The sequence below is a fragment of the Nonomuraea terrae genome (assembly GCF_044465245.1).
Classification (GTDB): Bacteria; Actinomycetota; Actinomycetes; order Streptosporangiales; family Streptosporangiaceae; genus Nonomuraea; species Nonomuraea terrae.
Genome location: NZ_JBITLL010000005.1, coordinates 133,888 through 149,380 on the forward strand (window position 1 = coordinate 133,888; position 15,493 = coordinate 149,380).

General features: G+C 73.4%; 16 protein-coding genes. 8 read left to right on the forward strand and 8 right to left on the reverse strand.

The window, feature by feature from the left end:
* Window positions 1-184: 184 nt before the first annotated feature.
* A complete protein-coding gene (locus tag ACIBP6_RS24310; RefSeq protein WP_397055591.1) occupies window positions 185-1,444 on the forward strand; it encodes a hypothetical protein in 1,260 nt (419 codons plus the stop codon).
* 1 nt (window position 1,445) lies between these two features.
* On the opposite strand, the gene ACIBP6_RS24315 is transcribed toward ACIBP6_RS24310, so the two are convergent.
* Window positions 1,446-2,042, reverse strand: a complete 597-nt coding sequence (locus tag ACIBP6_RS24315) for an RNA polymerase sigma factor (protein ID WP_132620412.1) — start codon at window positions 2,040-2,042, stop codon at window positions 1,446-1,448.
* 179 nt (window positions 2,043-2,221) lie between these two features.
* Between ACIBP6_RS24315 and ACIBP6_RS24320 the strand changes: the two genes are divergently transcribed.
* The 4 genes from ACIBP6_RS24320 to ACIBP6_RS24335 all read left to right on the forward strand — a co-directional run bounded on the left by ACIBP6_RS24320 (window position 2,222) and on the right by ACIBP6_RS24335 (window position 8,574).
* A complete protein-coding gene (locus ACIBP6_RS24320; RefSeq protein ID WP_397055593.1) occupies window positions 2,222-2,929 on the forward strand; it encodes a Crp/Fnr family transcriptional regulator in 708 nt (235 codons plus the stop codon).
* A 24-nt stretch (window positions 2,930-2,953) separates the two neighbouring features.
* The gene (locus ACIBP6_RS24325) at window positions 2,954-4,237 is read left to right on the forward strand and encodes an oxygenase MpaB family protein (protein WP_397055595.1); all 1,284 of its coding nucleotides are present in this window, start codon (window positions 2,954-2,956) and stop codon (window positions 4,235-4,237) included.
* Window positions 4,234-7,440, forward strand: a complete 3,207-nt coding sequence (locus ACIBP6_RS24330) for an ATP-binding protein (protein WP_397055597.1) — start codon at window positions 4,234-4,236, stop codon at window positions 7,438-7,440. The genes ACIBP6_RS24325 and ACIBP6_RS24330 overlap by 4 nt, the downstream gene beginning before the upstream one ends.
* Window positions 7,441-7,692: 252 nt before the next feature.
* Window positions 7,693-8,574, forward strand: coding sequence for a DUF4352 domain-containing protein (locus tag ACIBP6_RS24335; protein WP_397055599.1), 882 nt, complete (start codon window positions 7,693-7,695; stop codon window positions 8,572-8,574).
* 12 nt (window positions 8,575-8,586) lie between these two features.
* On the opposite strand, the gene ACIBP6_RS24340 is transcribed toward ACIBP6_RS24335, so the two are convergent.
* The 3 genes from ACIBP6_RS24340 to ACIBP6_RS24350 form a co-directional block, all read right to left on the reverse strand.
* Window positions 8,587-9,450, reverse strand: coding sequence for a hypothetical protein (locus tag ACIBP6_RS24340; protein WP_397055601.1), 864 nt, complete (start codon window positions 9,448-9,450; stop codon window positions 8,587-8,589).
* A gap of 100 nt (window positions 9,451-9,550) precedes the next feature.
* On the reverse strand, window positions 9,551-10,294 hold the full coding sequence (locus ACIBP6_RS24345) for an SDR family NAD(P)-dependent oxidoreductase (protein ID WP_397055603.1): 744 nt from the start codon (window positions 10,292-10,294) through the stop codon (window positions 9,551-9,553).
* 56 nt (window positions 10,295-10,350) lie between these two features.
* Window positions 10,351-11,403, reverse strand: a complete 1,053-nt coding sequence (locus ACIBP6_RS24350; RefSeq protein WP_397055605.1) for an aldo/keto reductase — start codon at window positions 11,401-11,403, stop codon at window positions 10,351-10,353.
* Window positions 11,404-11,548: 145 nt separating this feature from the next.
* On the opposite strand from ACIBP6_RS24350, the gene ACIBP6_RS24355 reads away from it, so the two are divergent.
* The gene (locus ACIBP6_RS24355; RefSeq protein ID WP_397055607.1) at window positions 11,549-12,454 is read left to right on the forward strand and encodes a LysR family transcriptional regulator; all 906 of its coding nucleotides are present in this window, start codon (window positions 11,549-11,551) and stop codon (window positions 12,452-12,454) included.
* Here the strand turns inward: ACIBP6_RS24355 and ACIBP6_RS24360 are convergent.
* The 4 genes from ACIBP6_RS24360 to ACIBP6_RS24375 all read right to left on the reverse strand — a co-directional run bounded on the left by ACIBP6_RS24360 (window position 12,451) and on the right by ACIBP6_RS24375 (window position 14,684).
* Window positions 12,451-12,585, reverse strand: a complete 135-nt coding sequence (locus ACIBP6_RS24360) for a hypothetical protein (RefSeq protein WP_397057070.1) — start codon at window positions 12,583-12,585, stop codon at window positions 12,451-12,453. The genes ACIBP6_RS24355 and ACIBP6_RS24360 overlap by 4 nt on opposite strands.
* Entirely contained in the window at window positions 12,582-13,061 is a 480-nt protein-coding gene (locus ACIBP6_RS24365; RefSeq protein WP_397055609.1) for a hypothetical protein, read from the reverse strand. The genes ACIBP6_RS24360 and ACIBP6_RS24365 overlap by 4 nt, the downstream gene beginning before the upstream one ends.
* 50 nt (window positions 13,062-13,111) lie before the next feature.
* Window positions 13,112-13,879 (reverse strand): hypothetical protein, encoded by a 768-nt coding sequence (locus tag ACIBP6_RS24370; protein ID WP_397055611.1) that lies wholly within the window; start codon window positions 13,877-13,879, stop codon window positions 13,112-13,114.
* 73 nt (window positions 13,880-13,952) lie between these two features.
* Window positions 13,953-14,684, reverse strand: coding sequence for a hypothetical protein (locus tag ACIBP6_RS24375; RefSeq protein ID WP_397055612.1), 732 nt, complete (start codon window positions 14,682-14,684; stop codon window positions 13,953-13,955).
* On the opposite strand from ACIBP6_RS24375, the gene ACIBP6_RS24380 reads away from it, so the two are divergent.
* Together ACIBP6_RS24380 and ACIBP6_RS24385 are read left to right on the forward strand one after the other, a co-directional pair.
* Window positions 14,677-14,859 carry a LuxR C-terminal-related transcriptional regulator gene (locus ACIBP6_RS24380; RefSeq protein ID WP_397055614.1) on the forward strand — a complete coding sequence of 61 codons (183 nt, stop codon included), beginning with the start codon at window positions 14,677-14,679 and terminating at the stop codon, window positions 14,857-14,859. The two genes, ACIBP6_RS24375 and ACIBP6_RS24380, sit on opposite strands and share 8 nt — an antisense overlap.
* Window positions 14,860-14,969: 110 nt before the next feature.
* Entirely contained in the window at window positions 14,970-15,473 is a 504-nt protein-coding gene (locus tag ACIBP6_RS24385; protein WP_397055616.1) for a hypothetical protein, read from the forward strand.
* Window positions 15,474-15,493: the final 20 nt, after the last annotated feature.

Below are 15,493 nucleotides of genomic sequence, written 5' to 3' on the forward strand. Positions count from 1 at the left end.
TGGGTCGCAAGCCGCGCCTCCTACGCTCCAGTCCTGGCGGCCACGGGGACCGAAAACGCCGCCTCCTGTCATCCGACGCTTCTGTATCCGACGCTTCTGTATCCGACGCTTCTGTATCTGACCCTTCCGGGGACGCTCTGACACGGTGAGCGCTCCGGGCGGGACCTGCACACGGGAGACCCGAATGTCCGACACTCCGATCACCGCGGACGACGTTCTGCGCATCGCGGCCTACCAGGACCGGAGCGCGGCACTCCAGGCGATGGTCATCGCCTACAGCTACCACCGCGTGGCCGCCGACCTCGCCGAGCGGCTGGGCAGGGAGACGAACAACTGGTACTGCTACGCCACCTGGACCTCCAAGGCCATCGGCGAGAGCCTCGACCTGCGCGCCGGCTCCCCGTTCATCGCCGGTTTCGGCAGCCGGCTGGGGGTGCCGAGGCGCTTCAGACGGCTGTTCCGGGCCGCGCTGCTCACCCTGCTCGGGCCCAGTTACCAGCTCGGCCTGGCGCTGGCCAACCGGGCGATCTTCCTGGAGACCGCCAGCCTCGCCGTCACCCTGTGGGACGACGCCCCCGACCGTTTCCTCAAGGTCAGCCCCGAGTCGGACCTGACGCCGGCGCCGCCGGAGTTCCTGGCGGACCTGCTGTCGCCGGCCGACCCCCGCTATCTGAAGGACGCCGTGCGGTTCACGCGCGAGGCGGCCGGGACCGACGACCCGCAGGCGCGGGCCGAGCTGATGCTGGGCGCCAACATCGCGCTGTCGGCGTACGAGCAGGCCCGCGCTCAGGCGTCGCTGGAGCTCGTGCTCTACCGGCCGGTCCGGTGGCTGACCCGGGTGTCGTGGCGGTCGCTGTGCTCCCTGGTCACGCGCAAGCCGTTCCCGCGCATCCGCCTGTACACCGCCGCCCACGCCGACCAGCCGTGGCTGACCCGCACGCTGGAGTCGCTGTGGTCGTCCCTCTACACCCGCCACTTCTTCGCCGTGCGCACGCCGCTCAGCGACATCAGGGTCGGCCGGCCGCTGACCGCGCCCGCGGGCGTGGACATCGACGAGGCGTGGGCGCCCATCCGCGACGAGCGGGTGCGCAAGCTGGCCGAGGAGTTCGTCACCGAGGACCGGGAGGCGTCCACGGCCGGGGTCGCCGACTGGGTCTCCTACCCCGAGCGCATGCGCTTCATCGTCGCCTACTTCCGCGTCTACCAGCGGGTCCGGGCCCTGTACACGGTGCCGTTCGCCAAGGAGGTCGCCGACGGGCTGGCCCAGGAGATGGAGCGGGGGCTGGTGCCCGAGGCGGTCGGCGACATGCTCGACAGGACGGGCCTGCGCCGGCGCAAGGTCTACCGCTACCCGTCCGAGACGGACCCGGACGCGCACGAGATGGCGCACTTCGACTTCGAGCCGTTCCTGGAGGCGATCCCGCTTGACCAGCCGGCGACGTAGGTCAGTCGAGGAAGTCCCTGGTGATCTCGCGGGCCTGGAGGAGCCCGCGCAGCTTCGCGAAACAGCGGGCTCGGGTGGGCCCGATGCTGCCGACCGGCCTGCCCAGCCTGCGCGCCACGTCCACGTAGTGGGGCTCGGAGGTTTCCGTGAGCGCCTTGAACAGGACCCGCTGCGCCTGCGGCAGCTCCTCGACCAGCTCGGCCAGCGTGCCGGCCAGCCAGATCCTGGCCAGCTCGCGGTCGACGTCGTCGGTGCTGCCCAGCGAGTCGAGGTCGGGTGTGCAGATCTCCTTCGTCCGCCTGGTGAGCTTGAGGCACTCGCGGAAGGCGATCGTGGCCAGCCAGCCGGCCATGCGCTGGCCGTCGGTGACGCTGGACAGGTTCTGCCAGGCCAGCAGCCAGGTGGTCTGCAGGACGTCCTGGGAGTCCTCGTGGCTGAGCCGGAAGCGGCGGATGCGGGCCCGCAGCATGGGGCTGAACTCCTCGACCAGCCGTTCCCACGCGCCGGCGTCGCCGTCGCGCGCGGCCGCCACCAGGGCGGCGGTGTCAGAGCGCCCGACGTCCGTGGGTGCGGGGCGCTCGATGGTGTCCAGGTGCATGTCGTTCTCCCTGCCGGTCCGGACACTCGGGGGGTCATCTCCGGCCGGCTCCCCCACCGTGCGACGAGTGATCGGAAAAGGCTGTCTCGTCCGTGACAGTCCGGATGTGGCACTCGTCACAGTTGAAAGATCGGTTACGCCCTGCTGCCCGGCGCGGGAATGCGGCCTAGAGTTCTTGCATGAACGCGCGCAGCGGGCCGCACGACGTCGAGCGGGTCGCCGCCGTGTTGTCGGAGATCCCGCTGTTCCGCGTGCTGGGAGAGGACGGCATCCGCGACACGGCGCGGGCCGGGCTGTCGCGCCGCTACCGGCCCGGAGAGATCATCTTTCACCAGGGCGACCCGGGCGAGTCGCTCTTCACGCTGCTGGACGGGCTGGTGAAGGTGGTGTTCACCACCGAGCACGGCGCCGAGATCGTCCTGAACATGCTGGGCCGCGGCGACACGTTCGGCGAGATGGCGCTGCTCGACGGCTCTCCGCGCTCGGCCTCGATCGTCACCGCGCGGCCCGCGTGGGTGTTCGCGCTGCCCAGGGCCCGGCTGCTGGAGCTGATGCGCGAGCACCCCGGCCTCGCCGACGAGTTCCTGCGCCTGCTCGGCCGCATGGTGCGCAGACTCACCGGCCAGGCCGCCGACCTCGCCTACCTCGACCTGGGCGGGCGTCTGGCCAAGCTGCTGCTGCGGCTGGCCGACAAGCACGGGAACCACGGCGAGGTGGTCGAGCTGCCCGGGCTGACGCAGTCCGACCTCGCCGCGCTGGTCGGCGCGACACGACCGGCGGTCAACCGGGCGCTGCAGTCGCTCGTGTCGAGGAAGCTCATCGCCGTCCACGGCCGGACGATCACGCTGCTGGATGTCGCCGCCCTGCGCAAACGAGGCGGCCTCTGACCACGATCTGGAGTACGGGCTCACATGAATGATCACGATGCGCGCTGGCCTGAGGAGCGGTTCCGGCAGCTGCGCCGGCAGGCGGACCCGGAGATCGACAAGGTGGTGGCGGACTACCTGCGGACGCAGCCGGACGGAAAGAGCGCCCTCGAACTCGTGAAGGGCGTGATCGAGGAGCTGGGACGCGCCAAGCGCGAGGCCAGGGCCCCGTCGGGCGAGCCGCCGGCCTCGGAGATCTTCGACGCCCTCGACTTCGCCAAGGAGCTGCCCGAGTGGGGCGACGACAAGGAGTTACTGGCCAAGGGCCAGGCCGTGTTCGCCGACTACGGGCTCTACCAGTCTGCCGCGCTGTTCTGCAAGTGCCTGCCGATGGCGTACGTGGAGGTGTCCAGCGCCAAGGTGCTGGCCGGCGTCTCCAACCTGGCCACGCACAGCCTCACCCGCCGGGTGGCGGAGACCGGCCAGATGCTGGTCGACGTGATGGGCCTGAAGGCCACCGACAGCCTGCAGCCGGGCCGGCCCGGCCACACCACCGCGATCGGGCTGCGCATCCTGCACTCTTTCGTCCGGGCGCTGGTCAATGAGCGCTTCGGCGACCGCTGGGACACCGAGCGGTACGGGCCGCCGGTCAACCAGGAGCTGCTGCTGGCCACCATCTTCGACTTCTCCGTGGTCACCTGGGAGGCCCTGGAGACCATGGGCGTGGTGCTGACCGACGAGCAGCGCGCCGCCCACCTGTACACCTGGAGCGTCTTCGGGCACCTCATGGGCGTGGACACCTGCCGCGACGGGCCTCTCACGCTGGCCGACGTCGAGCCGGTCAGCCTGCGCCTGGGCCGCCTGTACGAGTCCAGCGACGAGGGCCGTCTGCTGATGGCCAAGCTCCTGGCGGAGATGGAGGCGTTCATGCACCTGGGCTGGCGGAAGCTGCCGCGCAGCCTGGTGCACTGGATGTTCCGCGACGCCGCGTACGGCGCCGACCGGGTGCCCGAGCTGCTCGGCGTGCCGCGACCGGCCTGGTGGTGCACGGCGCTGTTCACGGTGGCGCGCGCCGCCCACCGCCACGGCAGGCTCGCCGGGCCGGTGGACGGCCTGATCCGCCTGCTGGTCCGCCGGGTGGGCCGCCACGTCGTCGTCGGCCTGATCGACCGCCACTCGGGCGGGCAGGCGCCGTTCCGGATCCCGGAGGAGCTGGCCCGCGCCTGGCGCATCCGGCAGTCGGCGGCGGCGGTGAGGACCCGCGCGATCCGCCACCGGACGCGGCAGAGACTCCGGCGCGGGCGCGCGCAGGAAGGGCCGCACCCGTGAGCGTCCCGCGGGAGCCGGGCGCCCTCACGACGGCCACCCTCCTGTTCACCGACGTCGTCAGCTCCACCGCGCTGCGCATCAGGCTCGGCGAGGAGCGGGCCAACGTCGTCTTCCGCCGCCTGTACGACCTGCTGCGCTCGGTGGTGAACGCCAACGGCGCGACGTTCACCAAGAGCCTCGGCGACGGGCTGATGGCGGTGTTCGGCTCGGCCACGGCCGGGCTGGACGCGGTGATCGCGGTCCAGCAGGCGGTCGCCAACGAGAACGAGCGCGCCATGGAGAAGATCTCCATCCGGGCGGCGCTCGCGGCCGGCGACGTGTGCTGGGGGCTCGACGACGTCAGCGGGCTGCCGACCGTCGAGGCGGCCCGCCTGGTCGCGCAGGCCGAGGGCGGCCAGGTGCTCTGCACCGACCTGGTGCGGCGCCTGGCGCAGGGGCGCGGCCGGCACGAGTTCAAGGACCTCGGGCGGCTGCCGGGCAAGGGGCTGCGCGAGCCGCTGCACACCTACGAGCTGCACTGGCAGAGCGCCGCCCACCACCTGGGCGGCTCGCTCGCCCCGTGGCTGGACGACCGGCACGTGCTGCCGTTCGTCGGCCGGCAGCAGGAGCTGCGGCTGCTGGACGCCGAGCTGGCGGCGGCCGAGTTCGGCAGCGGGCTGGTGGTGCTCGAAGGCGACGCCGGGGTGGGCAAGACCCGGCTGGCTTCCGAGGTGGCACGGCGGGCGCTCAAGCGGCAGTTCACGGTGCTGGCCGGGCGGTGCACGAATCCGGCGCGGCAGGCGTACGAGCCGATCGCCGGTGCGGTGGAGCGGCTGGCCCGCACCTCGCCCGCGCTGCTGCTGCGGGCCGGGGTCGACCAGCGGTGCGGCCAGCTGGTCCGGCTGGCGCCGTCGCTGGCCGCGGCACCGTTGTCGCTGCAGGTGCCCCCGGCCACCGAGCCGGTGTCGGAGCGCTACCACCTGATGGCCGCGGCCCGGACGCTGATCGAGCGGCTGGCGGCCGTGCGTCCCGTGCTGCTGGTGATCGACGATCTGCAGTGGGCGACGCTGGAGTCGCTGCAGATGCTGGGCGCACTGATGTGGGAGGCGGAGTCGCTGCCGTTGCTGGTGATGGCGATGTCCCGGCCGATGCCGGTCGAGTCGGTCATGCCGGAGCTGCACCGGCTGACGGCGGACGCCCGGATCGTCCCGGTGCCGTCGTTCCGGCCGGAGGAGGTGTCGCTGGCGCTCGCCCAGGCGCGCGCGGACGGCGACGCCGAGCGGCTGCACCGGATGACGGGCGGCAACGCGTTCCTCATCAGCGAGGTGGTCAGGGAGCTGGCCACCGGCAAGGAGCTGGACGCGCTGGCCGTGCCCGACGCGGTCACCCGGATGGTGGTGACCCGCATGGCGCAGCTCCACCCCGACGCCCGCGAGTTGGTGGGCCTGCTGGCCGTCGGCGAGCGGATGGACTCGGCCGCGCTGCGCCGCGGTCTCGGGCTGGAGGAGGCCCGGTTCGTGGCGGCGGTGGAGGAGGCGATGGGCGCGGGCCTGGTGACCCTGCTGGACAACGGGTCCTGCCAGTTCTCACACGAGCTGACCAGGACCGCCCTGTACGCCACCCTCTCTCCGCCGCGCGCCGCGCTGCTGCACGGGCGGGTGGCCGACGCGCTGTGCGAGACCGACCCGAGGGCGATGGAGTCGCGCCCGTACGTCGTCGCGGCCCACCTGATGGCCGCCGCCGAGCACGGCCGCGACCCGGATCGGGTGAGCGCGGCGGCCGAGGCGGGCGTGCGGGCCGCCGAGCACGCGCTGGCCGGGCTGGCCCACCGCGAGGCGGTCACCTGGTACCAGCGGGTGCTCGACCTGCTGGCCGACTTCCCCGGCACCACGCCGGAGCGGCGTGCCGAGCTGCTCGTGGAGTGCGGGCGGGCGATGTGGCTGGCCGGCGACCCGGAGGCCAGGCCGACGCTGCTGCGGGCGGCCGACCTGGCCAGGGAGTGCGGGCGCGACGACCTGATCGTCCTCGCGGCGCTCGGCGGCGACCGCGGGTTCTCCAGCGTCTCGGCGGCCCACGACGAGCGGCGCATCGCGCTGCTGACGGAGGCGCGCCAGGTGGTCGACTCGACCGACGTCAGCACCAGGGCGCTGCTGGCCGCCATGCTCGCCACGGAGCTCATCTGGGCGCCCGACGGCGAGCGGCGCTTCGCACTGAGCGACGAGGCGGTGGCGCTGGCCCGTAAGTCGGGCGATCCGCGCACGCTGGCCAGCGTTCTGGGCATGCGCAGCCTGACCATCGTCCCGGCCGACCCGCTGCACCAGCGCCACCGCGACGGTGACGAGATGCTGGAGGCGGCCCGCCGCACGGGCGACGACCTGGCGCTGTTCCACGCGTACGTGCAGCGCACTCCCCCGGTGCTCGACAGCGGCGACGCCGAGAAGGCGGCGGCGCTGCTCGACCGGGCCGAGGAGCTGGCGCACCGGCTCGGGCAGCCGCACCTCGACTGGCTGCTCGGCTACTCCAGGGCCGGGCTGACCCTCATGCAGGGCGACCTGGCGCAGGCCGAGGCGGAGGCGGAGGCGGCCCTGCGGCTCGGCTCCCAGATCGGCCACCGGCTGGAGGCGGTGGCGATCTTCTCCGAGCAGATCGCGGAGATCCGGCGGCTGCAGGGCCGGCTGTGGGAGCTGCGCGACCGGCTGCGCCGCGCCGCGCGGGCGCCGCGGGTGGACCCGGTGCACGCGGTGCTGCGCTACCTGTGTGAGCTGGACGACGAGGAGGCCGTGCCGCTGCTGGAGCGGATTCTGGCCGGGGGCGGGGCCGAGCCGCCGCGCAACATGGCGCACCGGCCCGCGCTGGACAACCTGGCCGTGGCCGCCTCCCGGCTGGGGCGGGCGGAGCTGGCCGGGCGGCTGTACGACGCGCTGGCGGGCGACGGTGAGACGTTCGGGCACGGCACGGTGGCCCACCACTGCGGGCACCACTACCTGGCCCACCTGGGCGCGGCCATGGGCGACCCGGAGCGGGCAGCGGGGCACTTCGAGGCCGCGGCGGAGGTGCACGAGCGGCGCGGGGTGCCGCTCATGCTGGCCGAGTCACTGCTCGACTGGGCCGACCTGCTGGACGGCGGCGGGGTTTCCGGGCCCAAGCCGGGCGACCTGCGCGCGTGGTGCCGCACGCTGCTGGCCGGCCGCGGCGCCCTGCTGCTGGAACGCCGACTGCGCTGACCCGGGGACACCGACCCGAGGACACCGACCGGGAGACGCCGACCGGGAGACGCCGACCGGGGACGTGGCCGCGGCGGCGCGGACACGGGCGGCGCCGCAGGGCGCTGACCTGGACGGGGTTGGTTGCACGGACAGCGGAGCGTTCGGGCTCAAAGTGAGACCGAACGACTATCCCACGCCATTTGCCCCATCGCGGGACATGGCACCCGGCGCATCCTTGGACTCGTCCATCTCGCCAGTGGGAGTCGCGCCATGGGATACCCCTCCGACCCTTACCGCAAGCCGCAGGAGCAGCAGCCCGCGTTCGGGCCGCCGCCGCCCGACCCGTACGGGCCGCGCAGGGAGCCTCCTCCGTCCGGCCAGGACCCGTACGGGCAGCGGCGGGAACCACCCGCGTTCGGCCACGACCCGTACGGACGCCCCGCGTACGCCTACCCGCAGCCGCGGCGGCACAGCGGGCTCGTCCTGGCCCTGGCCATCGGCCTGCCGCTGCTGCTGCTCGGCGGCTGCGCGACGGCCTGCGTCGTGCTGACGGCCCCGGGCGGCGGCACGGACGTCTCGGCCACCTCCGGCCCGCTCGACCTCGCTCCGCCCGCCGAGCGGGTGCCGCCCCCGGTGCAGGAGCCCGCGGAACGGCCGCCGGAGCAGCCCGCCGAGCAGCCGCCCGCGCAGCCCGCCGAGCAACCCGCCGAGATCGGCGGGGAGAAGGCGCCGCTCACCGGAGAGACCGGCAGGACGCTGACGCTCAAGGGGATGCAGGAGGGCTCGATCATGGACGTGACGGTCGACCAGGTCTTCCGCGAGGTCCAGACGACCTACCCGACCATCGTCCCGAGGAGCGGGAACCGGCTCATGGCCGTCCAGATCACGCTGACGAACAAGAGCAGCCTCGTCTACCGCGACACCCCGCACTCCGGCGCGTCGGTGGTCGACGCGCAGGGCCAGGAGTACGAGGCCACCTGGGAGGAGCTCGCGAACGGCCGGCACTTCAAGGGCACGGTCACCATCGAGCCCGGCGACAACGACACGGGCCTGGTCGTCTTCCAGGTGCCGGAGAAGGCGGAGGTCGTGACGTTCAGGTTCGGGCTGGACGGCGGCTGGGCCGAACAGCACGGCCAGTGGAAGCTCCGCTGACCGGCACCCCGCTCAGGGGGTCAGGGTGCGGCCCGCCTCGACGGCCTCGCGGACGCTTCTGGCCAGGGTCTCCTCCAGGGCCTCCCCCTGGGCCTCCAGCTGGCGCATCCCGTCCTCGTCGTCGATGCGGGCCAGCAGCTCACGGTACTTGTGGTTGTTGTCCAGCGCCTCCCGGGCCCGCAGGGCGGCGTCGGCCTCCTGGACGCGGCGGGCGTACCGTTCCAGGCTCTCCACCCTGGCGGTGACCCCCGCCAGGGAACGGCGCAGGGCCTCCTGCTGCGGCCGCAGCACGGCCTCCAGCTCGGGGGTCACCAGGCCGCGGCGGGCGCGGTCCTGCTCCCCCTGGAGGGTGGCCTGGGTGCGCAGCAGCAGGGCGAGCTCCCAGATCTGCCGCGGCAGCACCACCTCGTTCGCCAGGCCGTCGAGCAGCCTGCGGCGCATGACCTGCGAGGCGTAGACGGCCGCCACGGCCCGTCTGGCCCGTTCCAGCAGGGCGCGCGCGTGCGGCGGCAGCTCCCGTACCAGCACGACCCGGTCCCGGTACGGCGGCCGCTCGCCGTGCGTCCCGAGCCTCGGGACGAAGGAGTCGATCACCGCGAGCCGTTCCCGCTCGGTCAGCTCCGGATCGGCGACGAAGTCGACCGTCCGCCTGACGTGGTCGCGTTCCCGGCCCAGCAGCCGCCGCTCCTCCTCGGCCTCCTCGCGCCGGCGCAGCATGTCGTACGTGAGCACGAGTCCGCACGGCGCCGCCAGGACGGTCACCAGGGCGATGACCGGGCTGGCGTACCCGGTCATCGCGCTGAGCAGCACGCCTACCACCAGAACGGACACGCAGAGCGCCGCCGCAGCCAGCGCGTATCCGCAGCTCTTGGCCACACCGTCCCCCTCGGAGCGAGTTCACGAAGTGCCCTGAGAGTTCACAATAGACCGCGATATGCCGGAGATCGCCAGATTGTGCCGAGTCGGGATAGGACGGTCAGCGGAGGTAGGAGGCTCCGTTCAGGTCGATGACGGTGCCGCTGGCCCATTCCGCGTCGGGTGAGGCCAGGTAGAGCACGGCCGCGGCGATCTCCTGCGGCCGGGCCACCCGCCCGAACGGGCTCTGGGCCCGGATCGCGTCGCCGCGCGGAGCCTTGAGGTGCTCGTTGGTCATGTCGGTCTCGACGAAGCCGGGCGCCACGGCGGCGACCGCGATGCCGCGCGGCGCGAGGGCGATGGCCAGCGACTGGGCCAGGGCGTTCATGCCCGCCTTGCTCGCCCCGTACGCGGGGCTGTCGGGCTCGCCGCGGAAGGCGCCGCGCGAGGTGACGTTGATCACCCGGCCTCCGGCGGGCATGTGCCGCAGCGCGCACCAGGTGGTGTTGGCCGCGCCGGTCAGGTTGACGCCGAGCGTGCGCCGCCAGGCGTCCTGCCACTCCTCGTACGAGGTCTCCATGACGGGGTGGTGCAGGAAGACCCCGGCGTTGTTCACCAGGACGTCGATCGCGCCGAGCGCCCCGGCCGCCTCGTCGACCATCCGCCGCACCGCCTCGGCGTCGGCCACGTCGCCCTGGACGATCGTGTGCCCCTCGCCGGGCAGCTCCGCGAGCAGGCTCTCGGCCTCCTTGACGGAGTCGCGGTGGTGGATCGCGACCCGGTCTCCCTGGGCCGCGAAGGCCGCCGCTATCGCCCGTCCGATGCCTCGCGACGCCCCGGTGACAAGTACTCCACGTCCGTTCATCCCCCGCACCCTAGAGGATCACGTCCCGACTTCCGCCGCCGGGTCTCACCCGGCCGTCAGGAGGGCCACCACGGGCTGCGCTCCCGGATCGCCGCCTGCGCCCGCGACACGACGCCGGCGTAGTCCTTGCCCGGGTACCAGGGCTCGGTGGCGATCCGGTCGAACCCCGGGATCGTCTCCATGTGCCGCACCATGCGCTCGCGCGTCGCGGCGTCGGGAAGGGAGCCGCGCATGGCGGCGACGTTCTCCGCCACGTGGGCGGGGTCGGATGTGGCCGGCAGGGCGCAGGTGACATCCGGATTCGAGATCACCCATTTCAGGAAATACTCCGACCACGTGCGGATCCCCAGCTCTCTGGCGAAGCCGGGCAGCGGGCGTCCCTGGACGATCCTGTGCAGCCGCGCCTTCTCCAGCGGCATGTTGACGAGCACGGCCGTGCCGTTCGCCGCCGCGGCCGGGATCACCCGCTGCTCGGCCGCACGCGTGTGGATCGAGTAGTGCACCTGCACGAAGTCGAGCCGCGCCCGTTCCACCCAGCTCGCCAGCAGCGGGAAGTAGGCGGGCTCGTGGTGGGTCACGCCCAGGTGGCGGACGCGCCCCTCCTTCTTCCAGGCGTGCATGAGCGGGACGATCACGTCCACGTTGACCAGGCTGTGGCGCTGCATGAGGTCCACCGGCCGGTCGAGCGACATGCGGCCGGCCGTGCGGCGCAGGCTCTCCCCGGCGTGGGAGTCGTCCCAGAGGTGGTCGCCGGTGGACCAGATCTTGCTCGCCAGGAACATCCGCCCGTTGATCCGCAGATCGGCCGCGATCTCGCCGAGGTTCACCTCCGACCTGCCGTACAGCGGGGAGCAGTCGAAGACCCGGCCGCCCGCCTGCCAGAACCGCCTGACCACCTCCCGGGCGCGCGACCGTCCCCGGTCGGACAGGGTGTCGAAGGTCATGAACGTGCCCAGCCCGATCGCGGGCACCCGCTGGTTCGTCCGTGGGACGGTCCGGGTGATCAGGTCGTCGGGCGCGGCGGCTGCCCCCAGCGCCCCGAGGGGAAGCACGCCGAGACCGCCCGCCTTGACCAGTTGCCGCCGCGTGGGCGTCCAATCGTTGCTCATACCGGGATGCTCGCCCGGACGGCCGCCCCGGGGCCAAGTCCGGTTCGGACCGGCCGCATACCGCGCGGGCATGCGCCCGTGCACGTCCCGCGCCTGGCCGGGCGGCGCTGCCGCGTTCCGGCGGGCGGCGGCATACCTTTCTGGTATGCCGGTTGATCTCCGTCTGATGCGGTACGTGATCGCGGTGGCCGAGGCGGGAAGTTTCGAGGCCGCCGCCGAACGCCTGCACATGACCCAGCCACCGCTCTCCCGCCAGATCCGCGACCTCGAACGGGAGCTCGGCGTCGCGCTGTTCCACCGGCGGCCCACCCGGCTCACGGAGCCCGGGCGGGTGTTCGTGGAGGAGGCGCGCGAGGTGCTGGCGGCGGCCGAGCAGGCCGTCGAACGCGCCCGCAGGGCCGCGGGCGCCAATCGCGGCGCCGTACGGGTGGGGTACACCGTGACGACGGCGTTCGACGAGATGCCGAAGCTGTTCGCGGCGATGCGGGCTCGCCATCCCGGCGTCCAGGTGGCGGCGCGCGAGGCGTGGGGCGCCGAGCTGACGGCGGCGGCCGAGGCCGGCGAGCTGGACGTCCTGCTGGGCCGCCACCTCGACGTGCCGGCCGCGTGGCCGTCGGCCGTGCTGCGCTCGGAGGAGTTCGTGGCGGTCGTCGGCGCCGGGCACCGGCTGGCCGGGCGCTCGGAGGTGAGCCTGCGCGACCTGCGCGGCGAGACGCTGCGGTTCTTCCCGCGCTCGTACGCGCCCCGCTACCACGACGAGGTCCTGGCGGGGCTGCGCGGCACCGGCGAGGAGTTCGAGGTCTGGGAGAACCCGCTGCCCGGCCTGCGCAACCTCACCGTCAGCCTGAGCGACAGCGGTTTCATGGTGCTGCCGCGCTCGCTGAGCGACCGGCTGCCGGGCGGGGTCGCCTGCCTGCCGCTCCTGGACCGCCTGCCGCCGATCGAGCTGCGCCTGTCGTGGGCGCCCGACCCCTCCCCCGCCGTGACGGCCCTGATCACTACCGCGCACCGGCTCGCCAGGCGGGAGCGCTGGACCGCACCGCCGGGTTAGGGCGCGGGCGGCCGGCACGTGGTTCCCTGGGCCGGCGGGCGCAGGAAGATCAGATATCGGTTGGCGTGCGCGATGGTGCACCGGTCGCCGCTGAGGTACAGCGCGTGACCCGGCCCGTCGTAGCGGATCATGGACGAGCCCGGGACGCGGTCCACGAGGGTCTCGACGTCGGCGGGTCGCTCCACGTTCCCGCGCCGGCGAAGGGCGGCAGCCGGTCCACCGGCAGCGGGCCCGGAGGGTTCGTGACAGGTGTCGGCCACCCGACGCAGCCGAGCGGATGCCAGAGCTCGTTGCCGGCGAAGTTCGGCGACAGCCGTTCGCCGAGCTCCTTGGCCTTCCGGTACTCCTCGTAGCCGTTGAAGCCCAGCCCGTCGGCGCAGTGGGTGACGTTCATGCCGCGGAACGAGAAGACCTTCAGACTCTTGGCGGTCTCGCGGACGTGCACGGCGAAGCCCGCGGCGTCCCCCGCCTCGGCCTGGGCGACGGCCCTGGCCGAGCGTTGCCAGTCGGGGAAGTCGGGGGCGGCGCCGGGGCTGATCACGTCGGGCGCGGCGGCCACCTTGATGTCGAAGCCGCTGTAGGCGACGTGCAGGCCCTTCGCCTGCATGGGTGAGCGGTCCCGCGGCGGCGACCAGGTCCCGCCACACGCGGCCCGCGTCACGGCCGTGCAGGGCGCAGGTCGTGGTGGAGCGGCACCAGGCGGCGGAGCGGGCGAACCGGCTCTCGATGGTCTCCGCTCCGTGCCGTCGCCTGGTCTCGGCGCCCCGAGGTGGTCGACGCCGCAGTCGACGTACCTCGCGCGTACGCCCTCAGGGAACAGCCGGGCGTAGGTGGTGGCGACCGCCCGCCGTAGGACGTGGCGACGAAGCTCGGCCGCGGCTCGCCCAGGGCCACCCGGACCGCCTCGATGTCCCCGGCGACGGAGGCCGAGTCGAGGTTGTCGAAGTACTGGGGGTCGGCCCGGCGGCAGCGTTCGGCGGACGCGCGGTTGCGTCCGGCGAGCCGGTCGTACGCGGCGCGGCTCGCGGGCAGGGCGATCCACGGGCCGCTCACCAGGCAGCCATAGGGGATGACGCCCGGGTCCGTGGTGTTGCGCGGCGCGAAGCTGACCACGTCGAAGCGCTGACGCAGGGCCGCGAACGAACCGCCGTGCTGCTCGAGGTCCTCGATGCCCGAGCCGCCGGGAACGCCGGGAACGGCGAAGACCGTGCCGACGGCGCGGTGCGTGCCCGTGGCGGGGAGGCGGGCGACCTGGACGGAGATGCCGCGGCCGCCCGGCTCCGACCAGTCGACGGGCACCCGTACGGAGGCGCACTCCAGCTCGCCGCCGCACGGCTGCCAGGCGAGCGCGGTCGTGGCCGGCCGCCAGTCCCGCAACTCGCCGTACGGGCGGGCCGGCGGGTCGCCGCCCCACGGGACGACCATGGCGGCAGTGCCGTCGTCAGGACGCCCACAAGCAGCGGCCTGCCCGCCCGGCCCCGTACCGACATCGCGACGCTCACGCGGTGAGCGCCGCGACCGGGTAGGCGAGGAGCAGGGCCGACGCCGTGGGAGGGGCGAGGACGCCGGCCCCCGCGCCCGCGATCTGGGCCGGCTGGCTCACGAAGATGAACGAGGGGACTCTCGCCCCGGCCGGGTTCGGCGGCGCCTGGCCCATGACCGGCAGGACGAACAGGATCACGATGAGCGTGACCAGTGTCGCGGCGGTGGAACGGATCGCCGCACCCAGGCCGATCCCCACCATGGCGGCGAGCGGCATGGCCGCCCCCGACACCAGCACTCCGGCCGCCACGCCGGGTTCCGGCAGGGAGACGCCCGGCGTCCGGCCGTCCAGCAGGATCTGCCCGGCGCGGTCGCCGATGACGGCCTGCGTGGCGGCGTGCATGCCGAACGCCAGCAGCTGGCCGGTCGCCAGGGTGACCGCCGCGAGGGGCGGGATCTTGGCGAAGAGGAGGCGCAACCGCTTCGGCGCGGCGACCAGACTCGTCCTGATCATGCCGGTGGCGTGCTCCGAGGTGATCGACAGCGCGCCCAGGGCGGCCATGACGAAGCACGCGACCGGCAGCCCCGTGCCCAGCCCCGCGCCCGGGCTGTCGAACCTCAGCCGTTCGTTCCCGGCCTGCGCGTCGAACCCCCGGCACACCAGGTACGCCAGCGCCCAGCTGCTCACCCGCAGGAAACGGGACGAACCCCTCGGCCGGCTCACCTCCCCGGAACGCGAGGTGCTCACGCTGATGGCCGAGGGCCTGTCGAACACGGCCATCGCCGCCCGCCTGCGCGTCACGGACAAGGCGATCGGCAAGCACACTGCCAGCATCTTCGCCAACCTCGGCCTGCCACCGTGCGACGACCACAACCGCCGCGTCATGGCGGTGCTCGCCTACATCGGGGCCGAGCCGGCCTGACCCGGCGGCCGGCATGGGTATAAAAGCGGCAAATTTCCGCCATTCGACATAAGGGACTCTTGATCAGTGGATAGGAGGATAGGGAGTTTCCTCGTCCATGAGGAGGGATCATGACCGCCACCCAGCAGCGCGGAAGCGACACCGCCACGTCCGACGGGAAGGTGCCCAAGCAGTACACGCTGGACATGCCGATGGTCAGCGTGTCGGTCCACCGGCCCGACGTGCACATGCCGCACGTTCCGAAGCCGCACATTCCGCGGCCGCACATCAACCGGCAGGAGCTCGGCCACTACGCCGACGTCGCGCGGACGGTCCTGCCGCCGCCCGACCGCCTCGCCTACTACGGGGCGCTCGGCGCGATGGCGGCGTTCGGCGCCATCGACTGGCCGGTCGCGGCCGCCATCGGCGCGGGAATGGTCATCGTGCAGCGGCGCCGGGACAAGGCGCCGTCGCAGGAGACCGCGGCGGCTCGGAAGCAGGAGCCGAAGGAGACCGCGGCGGCTCGGGAGCACGAACCGAAGAAGGAGACCGCGGCGGCGCGGGAGCACGAGCCGAAGAAGGAGACCGGGGCAGCCAAGCAGCGGGGAGCCGCCGGCAGGCGCAAGACCAAGTGATCGCCGTACCCGCGCGGCCG

Coding starts and splice junctions, on each gene's coding strand:
- ACIBP6_RS24310 (WP_397055591.1), top strand. CDS start 185: ATGTCCGACACTCCGATCACCGCGGACGACGTTCTGCGCATCGCGGCC.
- ACIBP6_RS24350 (WP_397055605.1), bottom strand. CDS start 11,403: ATGAGCAACGATTGGACGCCCACGCGGCGGCAACTGGTCAAGGCGGGC.
- ACIBP6_RS24345 (WP_397055603.1), bottom strand. CDS start 10,294: ATGAACGGACGTGGAGTACTTGTCACCGGGGCGTCGCGAGGCATCGGA.
- ACIBP6_RS24320 (WP_397055593.1), top strand. CDS start 2,222: ATGAACGCGCGCAGCGGGCCGCACGACGTCGAGCGGGTCGCCGCCGTG.
- ACIBP6_RS24325 (WP_397055595.1), top strand. CDS start 2,954: ATGAATGATCACGATGCGCGCTGGCCTGAGGAGCGGTTCCGGCAGCTG.
- ACIBP6_RS24315 (WP_132620412.1), bottom strand. CDS start 2,042: ATGCACCTGGACACCATCGAGCGCCCCGCACCCACGGACGTCGGGCGC.
- ACIBP6_RS24365 (WP_397055609.1), bottom strand. CDS start 13,061: ATGCAGGCGAAGGGCCTGCACGTCGCCTACAGCGGCTTCGACATCAAG.
- ACIBP6_RS24355 (WP_397055607.1), top strand. CDS start 11,549: ATGCCGGTTGATCTCCGTCTGATGCGGTACGTGATCGCGGTGGCCGAG.
- ACIBP6_RS24360 (WP_397057070.1), bottom strand. CDS start 12,585: ATGATCCGCTACGACGGGCCGGGTCACGCGCTGTACCTCAGCGGCGAC.
- ACIBP6_RS24335 (WP_397055599.1), top strand. CDS start 7,693: ATGGGATACCCCTCCGACCCTTACCGCAAGCCGCAGGAGCAGCAGCCC.
- ACIBP6_RS24370 (WP_397055611.1), bottom strand. CDS start 13,879: ATGGTCGTCCCGTGGGGCGGCGACCCGCCGGCCCGCCCGTACGGCGAG.
- ACIBP6_RS24385 (WP_397055616.1), top strand. CDS start 14,970: ATGACCGCCACCCAGCAGCGCGGAAGCGACACCGCCACGTCCGACGGG.